Below are 20570 nucleotides of genomic sequence, written 5' to 3'. Positions count from 1 at the left end.
CCCTTTACCCTAGAAGCGCCCGGCAAGGCGGTATCGCATGGCAGACGCGCTTACGCGGAATTTCTTAGCAAGCGCCTCAACCCCGGCTTCATCCTCAATATCAAGCCCGCTCGCATCGACCGCGCTTGCCACGAGATCCCGGGGCATAAGGAGTTCTGAAGCGAACGCGTTAGCCTCGATCTCCAAAGGTTCGATGCCCTGGGATGAGACATCATCCCGCAGCAGGACGCGAAATCCTCTGTCTACGTGCACAGCCTTCTCGATTTCCGGAGCATGCAATTCGTGATGACCCAGTTCATGCGCAGCCGAAAAGCGTTGCCTGTTTGGATGGTGCAAGGCATTCACGCCAATAATGCCCACGCCGTCTTTGATGAAGGCCATGCCGGAGAGATCGTCCTCCAATGGTGCGTACTGCAGGACGATGTGCCTTGCCTTGATAATGCGTTCAACGGGAACTGGCGCTCCTTTGACCCCGAACTCCCGCAAGATGGTACGCGCAGCCTCCCGAGCCCTTTCAGGATCTGCCCTCACGACCCGGTCCTTGTGGAACCACGACGAGCAAGCGCGCTAGCAATCAGATCAGTAATCTGGGCTTTTTCCCGTGCAGTAACGGTATCATCTGACAAGATCACAGCTAAGTCCTCCTGTGGTTCTGATTTCTGTGGCGTCGGAAGCAGGTCTGCCACTTTTGAAAATTCAAGCGCAGACGCGAGACTGTAGACATGATGCAGCAACACGTTCTGCCGACCACTTTCGATGTTCGCTATTGAAGCTCGCGACATTCCTACCCGGGCCGCCAACTCGGCCTGAGTGAGCTCAAGCTTTCTTCGTCTCGCGGCGACGATCCGCCCGAACGCAGCGTATATGGTTTCATCCGACATGCCAGATGTTTGCGCCTCTCAAGGCGAGATGTCAATGTCACAAACATTATGTGCTTATAATTGACATTTAGATTGTGCTTATTGACAACATTGCGGCGCTATGGAATCCATACTGTCGTCCGGGAATGTTAGATTCGGTCAGGCCATACCGATTGAGCCGAGGTCCACATGATTTCAGAACCGCCACCTTTTCGCGTGCTCAGCCTCGATGGTGGAGGAATGCGCGGAACCTATACCGCCACTTATCTTGATCAGGTGGCCACTACCTTCGCGCGCCGCCGCGGGGCCGAAGCCCTTGATATCGGCGGTGCCTTTGACTTGATCGTCGGCACTAGCACTGGTGGCATCATCGCCTGTGCCCTGGCTGCCGGCGTTCCGCTCGGCAAGGTCGTGAACCTCTACCGCAAGCACGGAAGTGCAATCTTCCGGCGACCGCTACCCGAGAAGCTGCCCGGCGTTGCAATGGATATCTACCGGCGGGCCGCAGCCCTTGCCGATGGCGAAGCCGCGTTGCGTGAAGCGTTGCAGGCCGTGCTCGGCGCGACCACTCTCAGCGAGATTTACGAACGGCGCGGCATAGCGCTTGCCATCACCGCCGTCGAGATGAGCCAGCATCGCGCCTGGGTATTCAAGACACCGCATTTCGGCGCCACGAACCATCGAGACGATGCCTATTCGCTTGTCGATGTGTGCCTCGCCACAACAGCCGCACCCATCTTTCGATCCATGGCCGCGCTCGACCATGCTGACTGTAGTGGTAGCGAGCAGGGCTACAACGTTTTCGTCGATGGCGGGCTATGGTCGAACAATCCGGTCCTCGTAGGGCTGATCGAGGCGCTCGACGTCGCTGCGCCAGGTCAAGGCATTGAGATCTTCTGCCTTGGCACCTGCCCGGTGCCGACCGGAGAGCAAATCACACGCGAAAGCGTGCATCGAGGTCTCACCGAGTGGAAGTTCGGCGGGGATGCCGCGTCGCTCGCTATTGATGCACAGCAATTCGCATACGACCACATGGCCAAGAAGCTGGCCAAGCATCTCGGTCGCCGCTGCGAGGTATTGCGGTTTCCCGCCGACAAAGTCCCGGCCGCTCTGATTCCTTATCTCGGCCTCGACGACACACGTGAAGAAGCTATCGCTGCGCTCATCAATCAGGCGCGCACCGATGCCGATATGACCAACAGCAAATGCGCCTATTCCGACCGCGATCCGGAAGCCGCGCTTATCTGCTCGCTCTTTGATGCGGTGCCCGTTCGCACCGATCCTCTCTTCAAGCGTCCGGCCCCGCTTGCCAATGGGCCGTCCTCCCCAAGCCACCAGACTGAAAAGGTTGCCTCCAATGTATGACTGTGCCGATGATGTTCTCGCCTATCACGACGAGAAAGTGACGCTGCCACAATCCGAGCGCACGGCGATGCGCGAGCGCCGCGACGCCAACCGCGAGCGGCTGAAGAAGGGCCTGCGGGACCAAGACAAACCTGCACCGCGTGAGTTCAAGAGCCAAGGTAGCTATGCCATGAAAACCATGGTGCAGCATCCGCAGAAGGACTACGACATCGATGATGGCGTGTATTTCGACAAGGAAGTTCTTGTCGGAGCGCGCGGCGCCGAGATGACCGCGCTTCAGGCACGTCAGATGGTGCGGGACGCTATCGACGACGGCAGCTTCAAGACGCCGCCGGAAGTCCGAAAAAACTGCGTTCGCGTGTACTACGCAGCCGGCTATCACGTCGACGTGCCAGTTTATCGTCGAGTCACCACCAAAGACGTTTTTGGAAACGAAACCCATCACTATGAACTCGCCAGCAGCGAGTGGAAACGCTCCGACGCGCGCGACGTGACGGCGTGGTTCGACGAAGAGAACGCTGCGCAGAGCCCAGACACGGGGAATGGTCGGCAGCTTCGCCGGCTCGTTCGCGAGATCAAGAAGTATGCACGCAGCCGCGGAAGCTGGGGCAGCCAAATCCTTAGCGGCTTCGGCATCACAAAGCTTGTTACCGAATGCTTTCGCAGAAATGCTGACCGGGAGGACAAAGCGCTTTACGATACTATGAAAGCTATGCGCGACCGCCTGAAGCTCAACCTGGTCGTTGAGCATCCTGTCACGCCGGGCGAAACCATCACAAAGGGCACAGACGACCCAAAGGCCCGCTTCCTTCGCGATAAGCTCACTGAGGCGATCGACAACCTCGCGCCGCTGTTCGAGCCTGACTGCACGCGCGAGAAAGCTCTGAAATGCTGGGATAAGGTCTTCAACACAACCTTCTTCAGCGACCGTTTGGAAAAGGCTTCCGAGCTTGAAACGAAATCGGCCACGGGAGCATCAACTATTCTCACCTCCGGCCTTCTTTCCAGTGCGGCGGCTGTCGCCCAGACCGCGGTGCGCAAAGAGGGCGGCGGGCGCTATGCCTGACGCGGACGATACGCTCGATGTGCCCGCAATGGCCTTTGCGACGGCGAAAACCGTCGTCGCTGCGCGGCTCGCAGATCTCGCCGCTTCGTCAGATGTCCTGCAGCAGGAAGAGTTGAGGGCCTACGCGGGACGTGGAATTGCTGCCGGATGGCGGATGCCCGTCGAATTCTCGGGCGGAGTCCGCCGCATCGATCTGCTGCTCCCGGCCGGCTTCCCCTGGCAACCTCCCCGCGTTGCATTGATCGATCGCCCCCCGTTTCTAAGCTGGCCCCATATCGAGCATGATGGTGTCCTCTGCCTCGCTCCGGACATGCTTGATGTCGATCCGTACGACCCGGCCGGCGTCGTCACGTACATGTTGGGTGATGCTGCCAAATTAATCGATCGCCTAATTGCTGGTGAACTCATTACCGATTTTCAGGACGAGTTCCTTTCGTACTGGGATCATGCAGCGGATGAAGGCGGACCTCATTTTGTAAGCCTTCTCACGGCAGAGCCGCCAACACGCGAGGTGCGGGTATGGCGCGGCAAGAAATTTTACATCCTTGCAGAAACCGACGCCGAGTTGGAACGGTGGCTTGTCAACCGCTTCGGCAAGAAGCCGGACGGTTTCAAAACCGACACTGCAGCTCTCCTCTGGTTGGAAGCGCCGCCGATCCCTAGCGACTATCCGAGAAGTGGACAGGATCTTCGACGGCTTGCCGCGGCGGCAGGCGACGATCCAGGAGCGTTGCTGGCCAAATTCGTTTGCCGACGCCCTGACAGGATTATCGCCGCTCTCGGCTTTACCACTGCCAACGGGCCGGCCCTTGCTGGAGTCATAGTGCCTGAACCGTCAGCGCCGCGCTATGGCGCAAGAGATCCCTTGTTCAAAGGTTTTCGTCCCGGGACGATCCCCGATTCTCTTCTGCTCGCGCGCTACCTTGGCAACACAAACCTGATCCGCCGATCCATTGAGCGCGCGGACCCCGACTGGATCCACGGGCGCGGACAGGATTCGCGCACAGCGCAGCTCCGCGAAAAGACAGTTGCCGTCATTGGCTGCGGATCCGTCGGGGCGGCAATAGCGGTTACCCTCGCACAAGCCGGCGTCGGTCGCCTTGCCCTCATCGACTTCGATATCCTCAAGTGGTCGAATATCGGAAGGCATGTCCTGGGGGCCACCTATGTTGGACAGCCGAAATCCAAGGCGCTTGCGGAGAAGCTGCGCTCGGACTTTCCGCATCTCTACGTCACCGATTTCGTATGCGATGCCGACACAGCTGTTAGGCGACATGCCGACGTTCTGGCAAGTTGCGACCTGGTCGTGTCGGCGACGGGTAGCTGGACTGCCGATAGCCGGCTCGACGCTTGGCAGGAAACCACCGCCCGCTGTGTTCCGATCGTTTATGGCTGGCTCGAGGCGCATGCATGCGCTGGACACGCGCTGCTCATCGGGGATGCCGAAGGGAGCCTGAGACACGGTTTCGATAGGACGGGGCTGCCCCATTTCCAGGTTACCGTATGGCCCAACGGCACCCCGCTGCGTCGCGAGCCTGCCTGCGGGGCAGCCTATCAGCCCTACGGCCCCATGGAACTTGGCTTCATCAACAGTCTCATCGCAGAACTCGCGCTTGACGCCCTGCTCGGCGCAACTGAGCCGACACACAGGATTTGGGTCGGGCCCCGCAAGCGTCTGGTGCAGATCGGCGGCGGATGGTCGGCCGTATGGCGCGAAGACAGCAGTTTCCGTGAGGAAGGCGGGTTTATTCTCGAACGCCCGTGGCCCGTCGCCGACGATAGCGGCAAGGAAGCGCAAGCCGCATGATCGTAGTTCCCATCGGGGCATCGGGACAACGGTTGGTTTTCACCTCGGCTGTGATTGAGCATTTCGAGAAGTACCAGCAGCTTCGTTGGTGGCAACGGGAAGCAGGCGGCCAGCTCTTCGCCCGGCTGGCATTACCTGAAATACTCATTGAAGAAGCGACCGGACCGCGCCCGACAGACTGGCGAACCCGCAACACTTACCGACCCAATCGAGCCGCCGAACAACTCGAGATCGCAAATCGCTTTTCCCGTGATCTGCATTTTATTGGCGACTGGCATACCCATCCAGAGCGCGTTCCGGCCCCATCGCGAACTGATATTGAAAGCATGCACGAGATGGTCAGAAAATCGGCCCATCACTTTAACGGCTTTGTCCTCACGATCGTAGGGACTGACCCACTGCCTCGCAGTCTGTACGTATCGGTTGTCAGCGGCTCGAACATGTTTCCGCTCTCCGCGACAAAACCGATTCAGTGACCAGTTGATTGGGTTTCGTGGGTCGCAATCGGAAGATCCTGGGAGAGGAATGTCTTCCCCCGCGGCCGAGTCTGCAGTCTCGGCCGACCCCTTCCAGCGGGGAGACCCCGCAACGCCCCCTGAGAGTAAGAGTTTGGAGGGCGTTTCCGTGACGGGTTGGAAGTTGGAGGAGAGGCCTCCGGCGCCCGTCATGGAGTTTGATCCCATGAACATGCAGGTTCTCGATGCCCGCCGCGATGTGAGCGGGGGCTACAAGGTGGATGTCAGCCGCGGCGAGCGGATTGGCCGTGTTTCCTCCGAATGGTTCAACCGGCCCGACGACGAGCGATTTCTGTCCCTCGACGCCCTGGCCGATACGGTTCGCACCCGTGCCGAGTGCAGCAAGACCCGCGTGCTGGATAGCGCGCTGATCCATGTCGAAGCGAGCCGGGACGATCCTGAGAGGCTGTCGCTGATGCTGCCTGGTGCCGACGCTCCCGTCGCACCAACCCACTGGAGCTTCGGGCAACTCGCCAGCCTGGTCAGCGCGCCGGCTGCCTATCTGCGTCAGCTTCCCGCCGCCCTCGCCGGCATCAACCTGCAATACGGCCTGACATCGCATCGCGCCGAGCAGATCAAGACAATGGAAGTCGAGAACGGTCGCGTGGAACTGCGCGCTGTGACCGGGCCGGACTATGGCCGCATTTTCGACCACGAACTGGTCGAAGCGGTGCAGCGTATCGCCGGAAACGGCACGGGCGATACGCGCTGGAAGGTGCCGGGCGTGCTCGACTGGTCCACCGGCATCTACAATCCGCGCGTCGACATCACTAAGGACACCACGACGCTCTATGCTTCGGACCGCGATGTCTTCCTGTTTCTCGTGGATGATCTCAACCCCATCGAAGCCGGCAGACTGCCCGATGGATCGCCCGATCTCTATTTCCGGGGCTTCTATTGCTGGAATTCGGAAGTCGGCGCGAAAACGCTCGGCATGGCGAGCTTTTATCTCCGCGCGGTGTGCCAGAATCGCAATCTCTGGGGCGTAGAGGATTTCGAGGAGATCACCATCCGCCACAGCAAATATGCCGCCTCGCGCTTTGCCCATGAGGCTGCGCCGGCGCTGCTCAATTTCGCCAATTCCTCACCCATGCCCTTCGTCAACGGCATCAAGGCCGCGCGCGAGCGGATCGTTGCCCGTACCGACGAGGACCGTACCGATTTCCTGCGCAAGCGCGGCTTCTCGAAAGCCGAGACTGGCCGGATCATCGACACGGTGCTAGCCGAGGAAGGCAGGCCGCCGGAATCGATCTTCGACTTTGTGCAGGGCATCACCGCGCTTGCCCGCGACAAGGCCCATCAGGACGCCCGCCTCGATATGGAGGGTAAGGCGAAGAAGCTTCTCGATCGCGCGGCCTGACATCCGCAAAGCCGGAAACGCGGTTCCCCCTATTTCCGGCTTTGCGCTTCCGTGCCCCTCCGTCTTCCCGTTTTCGTGGCGCTGCTCTCCTAGAGGAAGAGGGCGGCGCTTCGCTTCGTGACGGATTGGTTGCCGGAGAGAGAGGCTCCCCGGCGTCCGTCGCGGAGTAAGGAACATGGCAACTGCCACCCAGAAGATCACCCTGTCGTCCTCGCGCGACATCCCCTTCAACAAGCTGATGCTCTCCCAATCCAATGTCCGGCGCGTCAAGGCCGGCGTCTCGGTCGAGGAACTGGCCGAGTCCATCGCCCGCCGCGGCCTGATCCAGTCGCTGCATGTCCGGCCGGTCGTGGATGCCGAGGGCAAGGAGACCGGCATGTTCGAGGTGCCCGCCGGCGGCCGGCGCTATCGCGCCCTCGAACTGCTGGTGAAGCAAAAGCGCCTCAACAAGACCGCATCGGTGCCCTGCATCGTCTCGGAAGCCGGTGGCAACATCCTCATCGACGAGGTCTCGCTCGCCGAGAACATCGAACGCGCGCCGCTTCATCCCCTCGACCAGTTCCGCGCGTTCCGGGCCATGCGCGGAAAGGGCATGAGTGAGGAGGAAATCGCGGCAGCGTTCTTCGTCGACGTCAAGGTCGTCAAGCAACGTCTGCGCTTGGCTGCCGTCTCGCCCGCGCTGCTCGACATCTATGCCGAGGACGGCATGACGCTCGAACAGCTCATGGCCTTCACCGTCTCTGAGGACCATGCCCGCCAGGAACAGGTCTGGGCGGCGATCAAGGATGGCTGGCAGAAGGAACCTTATACCATCCGCCGCATGCTGACCGAGACCGCGGTGCGCGCCCCCGACAAGCGGGCCGTCTTCGTGGGCATCGAAGCATACGAAGCGGCCGGCGGCATCGTGCTCCGCGACCTGTTCCAGTCCGACGAAGGCGGCTGGCTGCAGGACCCGGCCCTGCTCGACCGCCTGGTAGCCGAGAAGCTGAAACTCGTTGCCGACGAGATCGCGGGCGAAGGCTGGAAGTGGGTCGAGGTGGCCGTGAGCTTCCCCTACGGCCACCAGCATGGGCTTCGCGCGCTGGCCAGTACGACCGTCGATCTGACCGAGGAGGAGCGTGCGACCCGTGAGGCACTGCGCGACGAGTATGACCGAATCGAGGCCGAATATGGAGAAGCTGACGAGTTGCCCGACGAGATCGACCAGCGGCTGGGCGAAATCGAACAGGCGCTCGACGCCTTCGATCAGCGCCTGACGATCTATGACCCGGCCGACATTGCCATCGCCGGCGCCTTCGTCAGTGTCGATGCCAACGGCTCGCTCTCGGTGGATCGCGGCTATGTCCGCCCCGAGGATGAACGACCGGTCGAACACGATGGCGCTGACGCATCGGAGGCTGGTGGCCATGCCGACCAGTCCGATGGCCCCGCCGGTCAGCGTGCCGTCATCACCATCGGCGGCCAGTCAGCGGAGCCGGAGGAAGACGAGGATGACGGCGTCAAGCCGCTGCCCGAACGCCTCGTCATCGAACTGACCGCGCATCGCACACTGGCGCTGCGCAACGCCGTCGCCGAACACCCGGACGTCGCCATGACCATGTTGCTGCACAAACTGGTCAGCGACACCTTCCGGCGCACCGCGCCGACCGGGTGCCTCGAGGCCAGCGTCCGTCATATCTTCTTCTCCGCGCAATCGGAGGAACTGAAGGACAGCGCACCTGCCCGCGAGGTTGCCGAGCGGCATGAACGCTGGGGCGATCATGTTCCAGCCGACGATCAGGCCCTTTGGGACTGGCTCACCGATCTCGACGACACCTCGCGCCTCGATCTGCTCGCCCATTGCATCAGCTTCGGCGTCAACGCGCTGTTCGAGCGGCCGAACCCCTATGGCGGAACGGGCGTCAGCCAGCATGGGCTCGACGTCCGTCTGGCGCAGGCCGACCGGCTCCAGCACGCCACCGGCCTCGACATGGTGGCGGCAGGCTGGAAGCCCACTGTCGGCAACTATCTCGGCCGCGTCACCAAGGCACGCATTCTCGAAGCCGTGCGCGAAGGCGCGGGCGAACGGGCCGTCAAGCTTATCGACCATATGAAGAAGGGCGACATGGCGACGGAAGCCGAACGCCTCCTGGCCGACACCGGCTGGCTGCCCGAACCGCTGCGCCTGGTTGATCCCGATGACGTGAGCTCCGGTGATGTCGAGGCTGACGATCTGCCCGAGTTCCTGGCGGGCGACAGTGAGGACGAAGGGCCCGCCGACGAGGAGGGCGAGGCCCAGCACATGGTGGCCGCTGAATGACCATCATGCGGGGCGGCTCAAACCGCCCCGCATCCTCCGTTCCAAGCCTCAGCAGCCCGGCCATCGCGCCGGGCTTTCTCGTTTCAGGAGCCTGACATGGCCGACTATTTCACGCACTTCTCCTGCCTGCTCGATGTGGGCACCCCTGAAAACGCCGCGCGTGCTCTCGACATCTACAATGCGCTGTCGGATGAAAACGACGCCGAAGACCCGCCCTCGGACGGGTTTCTCCTGTCGATCCAGCCCGAGCATGGCGGAACGCATCTGTGGATGCGCGATGACGGCACCGGCGATCCCGAGCATGTCATCCTGTTCGTCAAACGCTGCGCCGCAGCGTTCGGCCTCACGGGCAGATGGGGCTTTCAATATGCCAACACCTGCTCGAAACCGCGTCTCGACGGCTTCGGCGGCGGCGCGCATGTGCTCGACCTCGGCACCGGCGAGACGGCGGACTGGATCGACACCGACGGCTGGCTCGCCGAGATCCTCTCCAATGAGGGAGACCGGATATGAGCATCCCCTCCCACGCACGAACCAATTTCCAGACGCTGCTGCGTGCAGCGGCGGATGGCAATCTCGCGCTCATGGAGTGCCTCGACGCCCAGTCGGGCAGCCTGCGCTATGTCATCTGTGCAGTGGGCCGGGATGGCGCCGATTACGTCTTCACGCCTTTTGGTCTCCTCGCCGACGGCAATCCCTACGACGCCTACCTGCCGCCGGATCCCGACAACTCCGCAGGCTTCGTGCACCCTGACGCGCCGGAAACCGCGCCATGAGGTGGGTCAAAGCGACCACTTGCGGGGCCGCCGGCTGATATTGGTCCTGAACTTTCGCAGCGCCCGGCCTCATGGCCGGGCGCTGTTTTCATGTCGCGCGTGGCGCCGAGAGGAAGAGGTCGAACCGGAAGGGGTTGAGCCCGTGCGGTCGAGAGAGAGCGCTGTCCGGGCTTTCCCATTCCCGCTCTCCCGAGGCCCCTGACATGAACATGGTGTTCCCCGCGGTCGACCCGGCCGCGTCGCTTGGCCCCGCGCCGGCGATACTTGCCGCCGCCAATCTCCTGCTTCCCCATCTCGAACGCGGCCAGCGCATCGACGCTGCCACGCTGCGCACTGCGATGGAAACCGCCTTCGGCGCTTCAGACGCTTCCGGCGCCTGGGACTGGAAGACAGCCTATGACGCCTGTGAGGCGGCGACCGTCCTGTTCCTGCGCAAATACGGAAAGGCGCTTTTCCGCAAAGCCGCGTCTCCGTCTGCACGGCTTTCCGCCTTCACCAGGATCGCCGGTCTCCTACCGACGCATACGCGCCGCTCCGAGGAGAGCCAGGCGTTCCAGCAGTTTTCCACGCCGACCCCGCTCGGCCTCGCCGCTGTCACCGCCGCCGGCATTACGGCGGGCGACATCGTGCTGGAGCCGTCGGCCGGCACCGGCCTGCTCGCGATCCTCGCCGAAATCTCCGGCGGTGCGCTCCTGCTCAACGAGTTGGCCGGGACCCGCGCCGACCTGCTCGCCTCCCTCTTTCCGGCCGTTGACATCACCCGCTTCGACGCCGCCCAGATCGACGATCATCTCGATCCCGTCGCGGTCCCAAGCGTGGTGCTGATGAATCCACCCTTCTCGGCAATGGCGAACGTGTCGGGCCGGATGGCCGATGCCTGCTACCGCCATGTTGCCTCGGCGCTGGCCCGCCTTGCTCCCGGCGGGCGGCTGGTGACGATTACCGGCGCAGGTTTCGCGCCAGACGCACCGGACTGGCGGGACGCCTTCGCCCGCCTGGCTGAGCGCGGCCGTGTCGTCTTCACCGCCGCCATCGACGGCTCGGTCTATGCACGGCACGGCACGACGTTCCCGACGCGGCTCACCATCTTCGACAAAGTGCCCGTCGGCGATCCGCCCGCGTTTCCGGCATCGCCCGGCACCGCGCCCGATGTCGCTACCCTGCTTGGCTGGATCGAGGCGCACGTGCCGCCGCGACGGCCGGGCTCGTTGCCGAAACCTGATGCAGCGGCTCCGCGTGCCGCGCGGAAAACCGTTCGCGGTTACCTCGCGCGCCCGGCCGCTGCGCGTCCCACCCGATCCGTCGCCGCCGATCCCGAGAGCGTGGAACTCGCCTATGAGACCGTGGACTGGACGCCGCCGGACGGCACGCATCTGACCGACGCCATCTATGAGGCATACGGGTTCCAGTCGATCCGCATTCCCGGCGCTCAGGCGCACCCGACCAGACTTGTGCAGTCGGCGGCGATGGCGAGTGTCGCGCCGCCCAGGCCGAGCTATCGCCCGTTGCTGCCGGCCAACATCCACACGGTCCTGTCCGACGCCCAGCTCGAGACGGTGATCTATGCCGGCGAGGCGCATTCCGACTATCTCGCCGGATCATGGACGGTCGATGAGACCTTCGATTTCGTCCAGGCCGCTCCCGCCGACGCCACCAATACCGTCCGCGTCCGGCGCGGCTTCATGCTCGGTGACGGCACCGGCGCGGGCAAGGGCCGCCAGTCGGCCGGAATCATCCTCGACAACTGGTTGCGCGGCCGGTGCAAGGCGGTCTGGATCTCCAAATCCGACAAGCTGATCGAGGATGCGCAGCGCGACTGGTCCGCGCTCGGCATGGAACGCCTGCTGGTGACACCGCTGTCGCGCTTCCCGCAGGGCAAGCCCATCACGCTGACCGAAGGCATCCTGTTTACAACCTATGCCACGCTGCGCTCCGACGACCGCGGCGAGAAGGTTTCGCGCGTCAGGCAGATCGTCGAATGGTTGGGCTCGGAATTCGACGGCGTGATCATTTTCGACGAGAGCCATGCCATGCAGAACGCCGGCGGCGGCAAGAGCGAACGGGGCGACGTCGCCCCCTCCCAGCAGGGGCGGGCCGGTCTGCGGCTGCAACATGCGCTGCCCGATGCCCGTGTGGTCTATGTCTCGGCGACCGGCGCCACCACTGTCCACAATCTCGCCTATGCCCAGCGGCTCGGGCTCTGGGGCGGTGAGGATTTCCCCTTCGCCACGCGCGCCGAGTTCATCGAAGCCATCGAGGATGGCGGCGTCGCGGCGATGGAGGTGCTGGCGCGCGACCTGCGATCGCTCGGCCTCTATACCGCGCGGTCGCTCTCCTATGATGGCGTGGAATATGAGCTGGTCGAGCACCGGCTCACCGAAGAGCAGCGCCGGATTTACGATGCCTATGCCGGCACCTTCCAGATCATCCACAACAACCTCGACGCGGCGATGCAGGCCGCCAACATCACCGGCAGCGAGGGAACGCTGAACCGGCAGGCCAAATCCGCCGCGCGCTCGGCCTTCGAGAGCACCAAACAGCGCTTCTTCGGCCACCTGCTGACTTCTATGAAGACGCCGACCCTAATCCGCTCGATCGAAGCCGATCTCGAGGCGGGCCACGCCGCCGTCATCCAGATCGTCTCGACCGGAGAGGCGTTGATGGAACGGCGCCTCGCCGAAATCCCGACCGAGGAGTGGAACGATATTTCCGTCGACGTGACGCCGCGCGAATATGTCGGCTCCTATCTGCAGCATTCCTTCCCGGTGCAACTCTACGAGCCCTTCACCGACAGCGAGGGCAATCTGTCATCGCGGCCGGTCTATCGGGATGGCCAGCCGGTCGAAAGCCGCGAAGCCGTCGCCCGGCGCGACGAGCTGATCGAGCATCTGGGATCCTTGCCGCCGGTGCCCGGAGCGCTCGACCAGATCGTGCAGCGTTTCGGCACCGATCTGGTCGCCGAGGTGACCGGCCGCTCGCGCCGCATCGTGCGCAAAGGCGACCGCCTCGCCGTGGAGAACCGCGCGCCGCCCGCCAATCTCGCGGAAACCGCCGCCTTCATGGACGACCAGAAGCGCATCCTCGTGTTCTCGGACGCGGGCGGCACCGGCCGCAGCTACCATGCCGATCTTTCCGTCAGGAACCAGCGGCTGCGCGTCCATTACCTGCTCGAACCCGGCTGGAAGGCCGATACCGCCATTCAGGGGCTGGGCCGCACCAATCGGACCAATCAGAAGCAGCCGCCATTGTTCCGGCCGATCGCGACGGATGTGAAGGCGGAAAAGCGGTTCCTCTCGACCATCGCCCGACGGCTCGACACGCTCGGCGCCATCACGCGCGACCAGCGCCAAACCGGCGGTCAGGGGCTGTTCCGTCCCGAGGACAATCTGGAAAGCCCTTACGCCCGCGACGCGCTGCGCCAGCTTTATCTGTTGATCGTGCGCGGCAAGATCGAAGGCTGCTCTCTCGAACGCTTCGAAAGCGCCACCGGCCTCAAGCTGATGGATGCCAACGGTATCAAGGACGACCTGCCGCCGATCACCACTTTCCTCAACCGCCTGTTGGCGCTCACCATCGAGCTGCAGGGCATCCTGTTCACCGCCTTCGAGCAATTGCTCGACGCCAGGGTCCAGGGCGCGATCGCCAGCGGCGTCTATGATGTTGGCCTCGAAACGCTGACCGCCGAGAGCTTCGTCGTCTTCGACCGCAAGACCGTCTACACCCATCCGGCGACGGGCGCCGAAACCCGGCTGCTCACCATTTCCGAGAAACGGCGCAACCGGCCCCTGTCGCTGGCTGATGCGCTGGCGCATGCCGATGCCGATATCGGCAAGCTGCTGGTGAACGGCAAATCCGGCCGCGCCGCCGTCCAACTTCCGGCGCCGTCGCTGATGCTCGATGATGGCGAGATCGAGCGCCGCGTCCGCCTCGTCCGACCAATGGAGCATCATCACGCTTCCCTCAAGACGATGGCCGGCAGCCATTGGCGGGAAGCCGACCGCGAGACCTTCGCGGCGGCTTGGACCCGTGAACTCGACGATGTGCCGGTATACGAAAACAGCACGCTGCACATCGTCGCCGGCCTGCTCCTGCCGGTGTGGAAGCGCCTGCCCAACGAATCCACGCGCGTTTATCGCCTCCAGACCGACGACGGCGAGCGCATCATCGGCCGCCGCGTGTCACCGTCCTGGGCGGCAAACGCCGCATCGACCGGCACGGCCAGCCTTGCCCCTGACGACGCCTATGCCGCACTGATCGACGGGCGGACCATTCTCGACCTGTCCGAGGACCTCCAGCTTCGCCGCGTCCGCGTCATGGGCGCGAACCGCATCGAGCTGACTGGCTTCACCGACGCCATGCGCGATCGCCTGCGCGCCTATGGGCTGTTCACCGAGATCATCTCGTGGAAGCTCCGGTTCTTCGTTCCGGTGGATGCGAACGGCCCGGCGGTTCTCGGCAGATTGCTCGACACCTATCCGCTCGCGCGGATTTCCGAGCGGGAGGCAGCATAATGGCCCGCTCTGACGCCTCCGATCTCGCGCACCGTCTCGGCCGGGAGGCCGAGGCGGTGTGCCGCCATTATCTGGCCAACGGCCGCCGCCAGGGCAGTTACTGGCAGGTCGGCGATGTCCGCAACACGCCCGGCCGCTCGATGTTCGTGCGGCTCAGGGATTCGTCCAAGGGACCGGCCGGCAAATGGACCGACGCGGCAACCGGCGAGCATGGCGACCTGCTGGACATCATCCGCGAGAGCTGCGGTTTCGTCGATTTCGCCGATGTGGTCGCGGAAGCCCGACGCTTTCTCAGCCTGCCGCATCCGGAACCGGAACCAGCACCGAGGAAACCAGCCAGCACACCGGCACCGACGGGCTCGACCGAAGCGGCGCGGCGGCTGTTCGCCATGTCGCAGCCGATCGCGGGGACGCTCGTGGAGACGTATTTGCGCAAACGCGGCATTACGGCTTTGCACGGAACCGGAAGCCTGCGCTTCCATCCGCGCTGCTATTATCGGCCCGACGAGTACAGGCCGACCGAGACCTGGCCGGCGATGATCGCCGCCGTCACCGATCTCGATGGCAGGATCACCGGCGCGCACCGCACCTGGCTCGCCCCGGACGGTGCCGGCAAGGCGCCGATCGGTACACAGCGCAAGGCGATGGGCGATCTGCTCGGTCACGCCGTCCGCATCGGCGTGCCGGGTACCGTCATGGCCGCCGGCGAGGGCATCGAAACCATGCTGTCGCTCCGGCAGGTTCTGCCCGACCTCGCCGTCGCTCCCGCATTGTCCGCCGCCCATCTCGCCGCCATCCTGTTCCCGCCGGAACTGCGCAGGCTCTATATCGTCCGCGACAACGACCCGGCAGGCGACGGCGCGCGGGACAGCCTGATCGATCGAGCGAGCGCGGCCGGGATCGAGGCGATCGTGCTCTCGCCGGCGATGGGCGATCTCAACGAGGATCTCCGCCATCTCGGCCTGGACGCGCTCAGAGCCGGATTGCGCCCGCAGCTTGCACCCGAGGACGTCGTCCGCTTCATGTCACTCGCGGCATAGCCGGAAGGGAGATGCCGGGTGGTGCGACGGTGCCATGCCGGCCCGGAAGCGCCAGCCGCCGGACGGGGACCGCGCCTCGGCCTTCGAGAGGGCGATCGGCCCACAAACGGGCCGGGCCGGCAATAGCGAAGACCGGCTATTTTCCGGCGGCGCTACGCGCCTTCCATCGCGAGGCAAAATAGCCGGCCTCCGCCATCCTCCGCTGTCGCTTCGGCCCCCGCTTTCGCTCCGGGTGCAGGCCCGACCCGCCCGTGTGCTTCGTCGCCATGAAGGCCGCGAGGGTCGCGGTCCTACCGACGGAGCATCCCATGAGCGAGCATGACGAGTTCGAACCGCACCACAGCGCATCCCCGACCGACCACGTCCTTACCGAGCTTCAGCTTCATGGCTGGCGTCCCGCCGAGGGCGAGCCCGATCCGCGACCCGCCCCGGAGGATCGCATCATCGAAGGCGCCGTCGCCGACATCTTCGACGCGCTCATCGCCACCATGGCCGACACCTGCCTCGACTACGACCTCGACGAACTGCTCTGGTCGACCGTTAACGGCTTTCACCGTGCCGTCGATCGGGTCGAAAGGAAGCTCGACGACAACGAGCAGGCGCAGAAGCGCCTCCAGCGCGAACAGGACGGCTCCGAGGTCAAATCGGTGCAGCTCGAACGCCTGATCGAGCTCGGGCAATCGCTCATCGAACGGCGCGACAGCCTGGAAATCTTCCGCGAGAGCGCCGCCGACCGCTACCTGCGCGCCACCGGATCACCCTGGTCGCCACGGGCCGGATCACGCGTCAACCATCGCCACCTCACCTCCGCGATGATCGACAGCCGCGATTTCCTGGCCGCGAAGCGCCACGCCGAGACCGAGGTGATGCTGCCCTCTGGCCCCAGGGTCGCCCTGACCGGCGGTCTCGACTACAACGATCATCGCCTGATCTGGGCGAAGCTCGATCAGGTTCATGCCAAGCACCCGGACATGGTGCTGCTGCACGGCGGTTCGCCGAAGGGCGCCGAATTGATCGCCGCGAAATGGGCGGACAATCGCACGGTTCCGCAGGTCGCCTTCAAGCCCGACTGGACGAAGCACGGCAAGGCCGCGCCCTTCAAGCGCAACGACGCCATGCTGGACGTCCTGCCGATCGGCGTCCTCGTCTTCCCCGGAACCGGGATCCAGGAAAACCTCGCCGACAAGGCCCGCAAGCTCGGTATCCCGGTCATGAAGTTCGACGGCGGCGCGTAAAGCGCCCCTTCGGGCGGCTGCTTCAGCCGCCAATACTTGACTACGCAACAAGTTGATGGCTTTGATGAAGCATCCTTGCAGAACCGGCCAAGCAGCATAGTCGCAGGCGGAGCGTATCTTCCGGCAGCCTGTCGTGATCCTCAACCATTCATGTGGAGGCTTCCATGACGCTGATCCTGCTCGCTCTCTCCCTGTCGGTCGCGCTTTGCATCATCGCCTACAATCTCGCGATCTACGCCTTGCCCTTCACAGTTGGCCTTTCGGCTGCCCAATTTGTTTACGGCGCTGGCGCCGGCGTCATGATGTCGGGGCTTGCCGCGATCGGCACGGCGCTTCTTTCCATCGGGCTGGTGATCGCCGTCCTCGGCTTTGCGAAGAGCCCGATTCTGCGTCTCATCGCTCTCGCAATCTTCGCCATGCCTGCCGCGATTGCCGGCTATGCGCTCGTTCATGGAGTCGCGAAGAATGCCATCGACTCGGGCGTTGCGCTCAACCTGCTCTGCGGCACTGGCGGGTTCTTCATCGGCATCGCGGCCATGATCAATCTCAGCGCTCTTGGAGTGTCCGCCCTCCAGGAGAAGAAGAAGGGGGAACTATGTATCCGGTCAGAATAGGCTTCGATCAGGCTCTCGAACGCATCGAGAGTTTATTGGGAAATGGGCATCATGCCGAAGCGCTGGTGACGTCCATGTTCACACTTGAAAAGCTGATCAAGCGAAGTCTTCGAAGAGCCATTGTGGCGCGCGGATTTACGAGAGATCAGGCGGATACGATTCTGGGTCGCGATGGATTTGACAACCTCAAGGAAAAGTGGCCGGTTTTCGAGCGGCAGCATCGCAGCCTTCCGGAGATCCTCGATCAAAACTGGCAACCAATCCCTAACGCCAAAAAAATGCGAAATGACCTCGTGCACGGAATCAAAGTCTATGACCTGGAAGATTGCCGCATTATGGCGAGCGCTGTTTTGACCGCCCTACGGGCATTGCATACTTTTGTGACGCAGGACTATGGCTCCGACCCCTGGGACACACAGCCGAGACCAAAGGCGCAGCTTCAATGGATTCTCTAAATCGGCAGAGCGGCCGAAGCCAGATTTCCGGAATGTAGCGAGATAGCTCATGTCCCCACCCCGGGAACTGGTGGAAGCCCTCACACCGCTCTGGCGGTTGCGCCCACCTGGACCTCACAAATTGTCGTCTACGCCAACGTTCGTTCGCCTGCGTGAGACCTGTGAAAAGCTTTACCCCAAAGCGGGCAAGAAGACGGGGTTAGGATTCGCGCTGAGTTACGGCCTAACCGCCTTGGGGATGCCCTGCGGTTTACGACCAGGAAATGAAGAACTTGCATTGTCGGTCGAGGCAGCGGCGGCGAACTTGGATGCTGCGTTCAGGAAAACTCATGCAAGTCGCGTTCATCTTTGTCCGCTCGACTGCGCGGATGACCTTCCCGAATTAACCTTTGGTCCGAACCTCATCCGCAAACTGTCGGTGACAGAGCTCGAGGAGCTTGTTGACCAGCCGAGGCTGAAACGCACTTTTTCAAAGCGGAGTTTCGACGCCGCCAACTTTTCGGAATTCACATGGCTGGTAGTGAGAGAAACCGTCGCGCTCGATGAACGCGTCGGCGCCCGGGCAATTCCATTTTTCTATCAGTACTGGCCTGCAGACTTCGGTGCGATCGATCCTCATAGAAGGACCTATCCTGAAGCTGTCGAATCAGCGTTGGCCTTCCTGATGCTGGCCCCTTGGGAGGAATGGGCGGAAAGTGCCGACGTTGAATGGCGCTGCTTTCGCATCCCATGGATTTACACGATTGATGATGACCTCTTTAACCGACCTGCGAATCCGCCATCGGCCGATACCTTGTCGTGGCAGCCCGACATTGTTTACGACCACTACGGCGAAGAAGTGGACCTTGGAGAGCGACCGGTACGATGGAATCTGGAAGAACAAGTTACGCCGGAGTTGCCTACATGGGTCAACGACAAGGCCTGGTTTGAGTTCACGAGAGCAAAGGTATCGCCGTTATTTTCGAGCCCGGTCCTTCATTTTCTGCTGAAGGCGTACCGAAGCAGTGAGATCGACGAATTCCTTGCCAACATAACTGTTATAGACTCGGCCTTGGGCCTGCATACCGACCACGGCAAAGGACCAACCGCAAGGTTGGTGGCTCGCCTGTCAGCCCTACTCGATGACGACGCCGGGAACGACTATCGACGGCTATTCAACACCAGAAGCGAATTCGTACATGGCCGAGCAATGGAAGCGATACCTGGGAAAGATCGACTTCATGCGCGCCGTCTTGCGCGTCGTGCAACAGTCGCCCTTGTACAGGCCGCCCCTAAGGTAGCCGATCGCGGGCTCTATTTGGATAAGCTGTGGGCGGCCGGACGTAAGGGAAAAGGGGGAGGCGCTGCAGTCTAGCTCAATGTTGCCGTCTCCATCGGGAAGATCATCAATTGTATGTCAGGTTCTGATGCATCCTGTTCGTTGTGACGGATCGGACGAGCGACAAAGTTCCACCCTCTCGCGACCTTGACGGTTTGCGATTGAGGACGCGCTGCTCGTCTCATTCCAGTTTTCTTCTGCGCGCCACTTCACTTGTGAGTTTAACGACGGCGGCTTCCGCCGCCGGCCCTTCGGCACCCACGAAGAAGAGGCAGTCACGGCATCGCTGTGTTTGCCGGCGTGTTCGGTCCGCCTCATCCGCCTTGGGAAATCAGTCATCAGGCATGAATCACGCAGGCCGCATGCGCCCAACGCCCGCTGTGTCGGCCACTTCGTGTAGTGGAAGCACGCCGCGAGCCTCTTCATTTGCCCCTCTTGCAATACTGCTGAACCGCGCCTTCAGCCATCGAAGCGGCAGCGATACCATTCGCGTGGAGCCCGATAGCCGTATTCTCCTGTTTCCGGCCTGCCTGTCCGGACGCCGCAGGTGGCAGCTGAAGGGGGTCTTGCGGGCACACACTTCGGGCGGTGTGGGTTTTGGAGCCTGTCAGATCAATGTTGTCGGCAAGGACGAGGTATTCTGCTGCGCGTCCCCGTTTCGTGCTTTCAAAGGCACCAATCCCTCCGACTGACTGATCCCCTAAGTCCGTTCTGTTTCTCCGGCAACCCCCGCGGCTCCGGACCGTGTTGGCGCGCAAACGCGCCTGCCCGCACCACTCCGGGCCTTGGGGGTCAAGCTGCCGCCGTTGGCGTCAGTGCGGGAGCCTCCAGACGTCCTTTTTTCGGGTCTCGTCGGAGGGATGGTCCCTCCGAGGAGCAACGGAGACTTGAAATGCAGAATATCGTCATTCTCGCCGGCAATATCGGTCAGGCCCCTGAAACCCGCACCACCCAGGGCGGCACCAGCATCAGCCACTTCACGCTCGCCACCTCGCGCCCCCGCTACTCGGAAGGCAAGGTTGTCCGGGACGAGAACGGCTATCGGGTCCAGGACACCGAATGGCACCGCATCACCGCCTTCAACGGCCTCGGCAAGACGATCCAGCAGTATTGCGAGAAGGGCATGAAGGTTCTGGTTCGCGGCCGCATCCACTACACGAAGTGGACCGACCAGCAGGGCAACGACCGCTACGGCTGCGAGATCATCGCCGAGACGGTCGACTTCCTGAGCCGGGCGAAGCAGACCGAAAACGACGATGGCAAGGTCATCGACGACGATGACATCCCGTTCTGAGCGGGATGCCGAAGGCCCCGGCGGCGCGAGCCGCCGGGTTCTCCCATGTTCACGA

At 62.8% G+C, this 20570-nt stretch carries 17 protein-coding genes; 15 read left to right on the top strand and 2 right to left on the bottom strand.

The window, feature by feature from the left end; translation table 11 throughout:
* Positions 1-9: 9 nt before the first annotated feature.
* A complete protein-coding gene (locus BBX35_RS09720; RefSeq protein ID WP_067219135.1) occupies positions 10-531 on the bottom strand; it encodes an ImmA/IrrE family metallo-endopeptidase in 522 nt (173 codons plus the stop codon).
* On the bottom strand, positions 528-881 hold the full coding sequence (locus BBX35_RS22815) for a helix-turn-helix domain-containing protein (RefSeq protein ID WP_083206171.1): 354 nt from the start codon (positions 879-881) through the stop codon (positions 528-530). Before BBX35_RS22815 ends, BBX35_RS09720 begins: the two co-directional genes overlap by 4 nt.
* A 168-nt stretch (positions 882-1049) precedes the next feature.
* On the opposite strand from BBX35_RS22815, the gene BBX35_RS09715 reads away from it, so the two are divergent.
* The 15 genes from BBX35_RS09715 to BBX35_RS09655 all read left to right on the top strand — a co-directional run bounded on the left by BBX35_RS09715 (position 1050) and on the right by BBX35_RS09655 (position 20515).
* Positions 1050-2225 carry a CBASS cGAMP-activated phospholipase gene (locus BBX35_RS09715; protein ID WP_244271601.1) on the top strand — a complete coding sequence of 392 codons (1176 nt, stop codon included), beginning with the start codon at positions 1050-1052 and terminating at the stop codon, positions 2223-2225.
* Entirely contained in the window at positions 2218-3291 is a 1074-nt protein-coding gene (locus BBX35_RS09710; protein ID WP_067219130.1) for a cyclic GMP-AMP synthase DncV-like nucleotidyltransferase, read from the top strand. The genes BBX35_RS09715 and BBX35_RS09710 overlap by 8 nt, the downstream gene beginning before the upstream one ends.
* A complete protein-coding gene (locus tag BBX35_RS22810; protein ID WP_088946070.1) occupies positions 3284-5098 on the top strand; it encodes an E2/UBC family protein in 1815 nt (604 codons plus the stop codon). The genes BBX35_RS09710 and BBX35_RS22810 overlap by 8 nt, the downstream gene beginning before the upstream one ends.
* Positions 5095-5574 carry a Mov34/MPN/PAD-1 family protein gene (locus BBX35_RS22805; protein ID WP_083206170.1) on the top strand — a complete coding sequence of 160 codons (480 nt, stop codon included), beginning with the start codon at positions 5095-5097 and terminating at the stop codon, positions 5572-5574. The genes BBX35_RS22810 and BBX35_RS22805 overlap by 4 nt, the downstream gene beginning before the upstream one ends.
* Before the next feature lie 205 nt (positions 5575-5779).
* The gene (locus tag BBX35_RS09700) at positions 5780-6973 is read left to right on the top strand and encodes a DUF932 domain-containing protein (RefSeq protein ID WP_067219946.1); all 1194 of its coding nucleotides are present in this window, start codon (positions 5780-5782) and stop codon (positions 6971-6973) included.
* Between the two features lie 175 nt (positions 6974-7148).
* Entirely contained in the window at positions 7149-9272 is a 2124-nt protein-coding gene (locus BBX35_RS09695) for a ParB/RepB/Spo0J family partition protein (protein ID WP_067219128.1), read from the top strand.
* A gap of 96 nt (positions 9273-9368) precedes the next feature.
* On the top strand, positions 9369-9785 hold the full coding sequence (locus BBX35_RS09690) for a hypothetical protein (protein ID WP_067219125.1): 417 nt from the start codon (positions 9369-9371) through the stop codon (positions 9783-9785).
* Positions 9782-10048, top strand: a complete 267-nt coding sequence (locus BBX35_RS09685; protein WP_067219122.1) for a DUF6117 family protein — start codon at positions 9782-9784, stop codon at positions 10046-10048. Before BBX35_RS09690 ends, BBX35_RS09685 begins: the two co-directional genes overlap by 4 nt.
* Positions 10049-10251: 203 nt before the next feature.
* A complete protein-coding gene (locus BBX35_RS09680; RefSeq protein ID WP_067219121.1) occupies positions 10252-14559 on the top strand; it encodes a strawberry notch-like NTP hydrolase domain-containing protein in 4308 nt (1435 codons plus the stop codon).
* Complete coding sequence (locus BBX35_RS09675) at positions 14559-15599, top strand: DUF7146 domain-containing protein (RefSeq protein ID WP_067219118.1); 1041 nt, start codon at positions 14559-14561, stop codon at positions 15597-15599. Before BBX35_RS09680 ends, BBX35_RS09675 begins: the two co-directional genes overlap by 1 nt.
* 308 nt (positions 15600-15907) lie before the next feature.
* Positions 15908-16834, top strand: coding sequence for a DUF2493 domain-containing protein (locus BBX35_RS09670; protein ID WP_067219115.1), 927 nt, complete (start codon positions 15908-15910; stop codon positions 16832-16834).
* Positions 16835-16998: 164 nt separating this feature from the next.
* Entirely contained in the window at positions 16999-17448 is a 450-nt protein-coding gene (locus tag BBX35_RS09665) for a hypothetical protein (RefSeq protein WP_067219112.1), read from the top strand.
* Positions 17430-17903: a hypothetical protein gene (locus tag BBX35_RS09660; protein ID WP_067219109.1), complete on the top strand. Its 474-nt coding sequence runs from the start codon at positions 17430-17432 to the stop codon at positions 17901-17903. The genes BBX35_RS09665 and BBX35_RS09660 overlap by 19 nt, the downstream gene beginning before the upstream one ends.
* 49 nt (positions 17904-17952) lie before the next feature.
* A complete protein-coding gene (locus BBX35_RS23405; RefSeq protein WP_141687844.1) occupies positions 17953-19257 on the top strand; it encodes a hypothetical protein in 1305 nt (434 codons plus the stop codon).
* A gap of 856 nt (positions 19258-20113) precedes the next feature.
* Complete coding sequence (locus tag BBX35_RS09655) at positions 20114-20515, top strand: single-stranded DNA-binding protein (protein ID WP_067219106.1); 402 nt, start codon at positions 20114-20116, stop codon at positions 20513-20515.
* Positions 20516-20570 lie beyond the last annotated feature (55 nt).

Source organism: Stappia indica (genome assembly GCF_001696535.1).
Taxonomy (GTDB): Bacteria; Pseudomonadota; Alphaproteobacteria; order Rhizobiales; family Stappiaceae; genus Stappia; species Stappia indica.
This window is presented reverse-complemented; position numbering and strand designations above follow the sequence as displayed.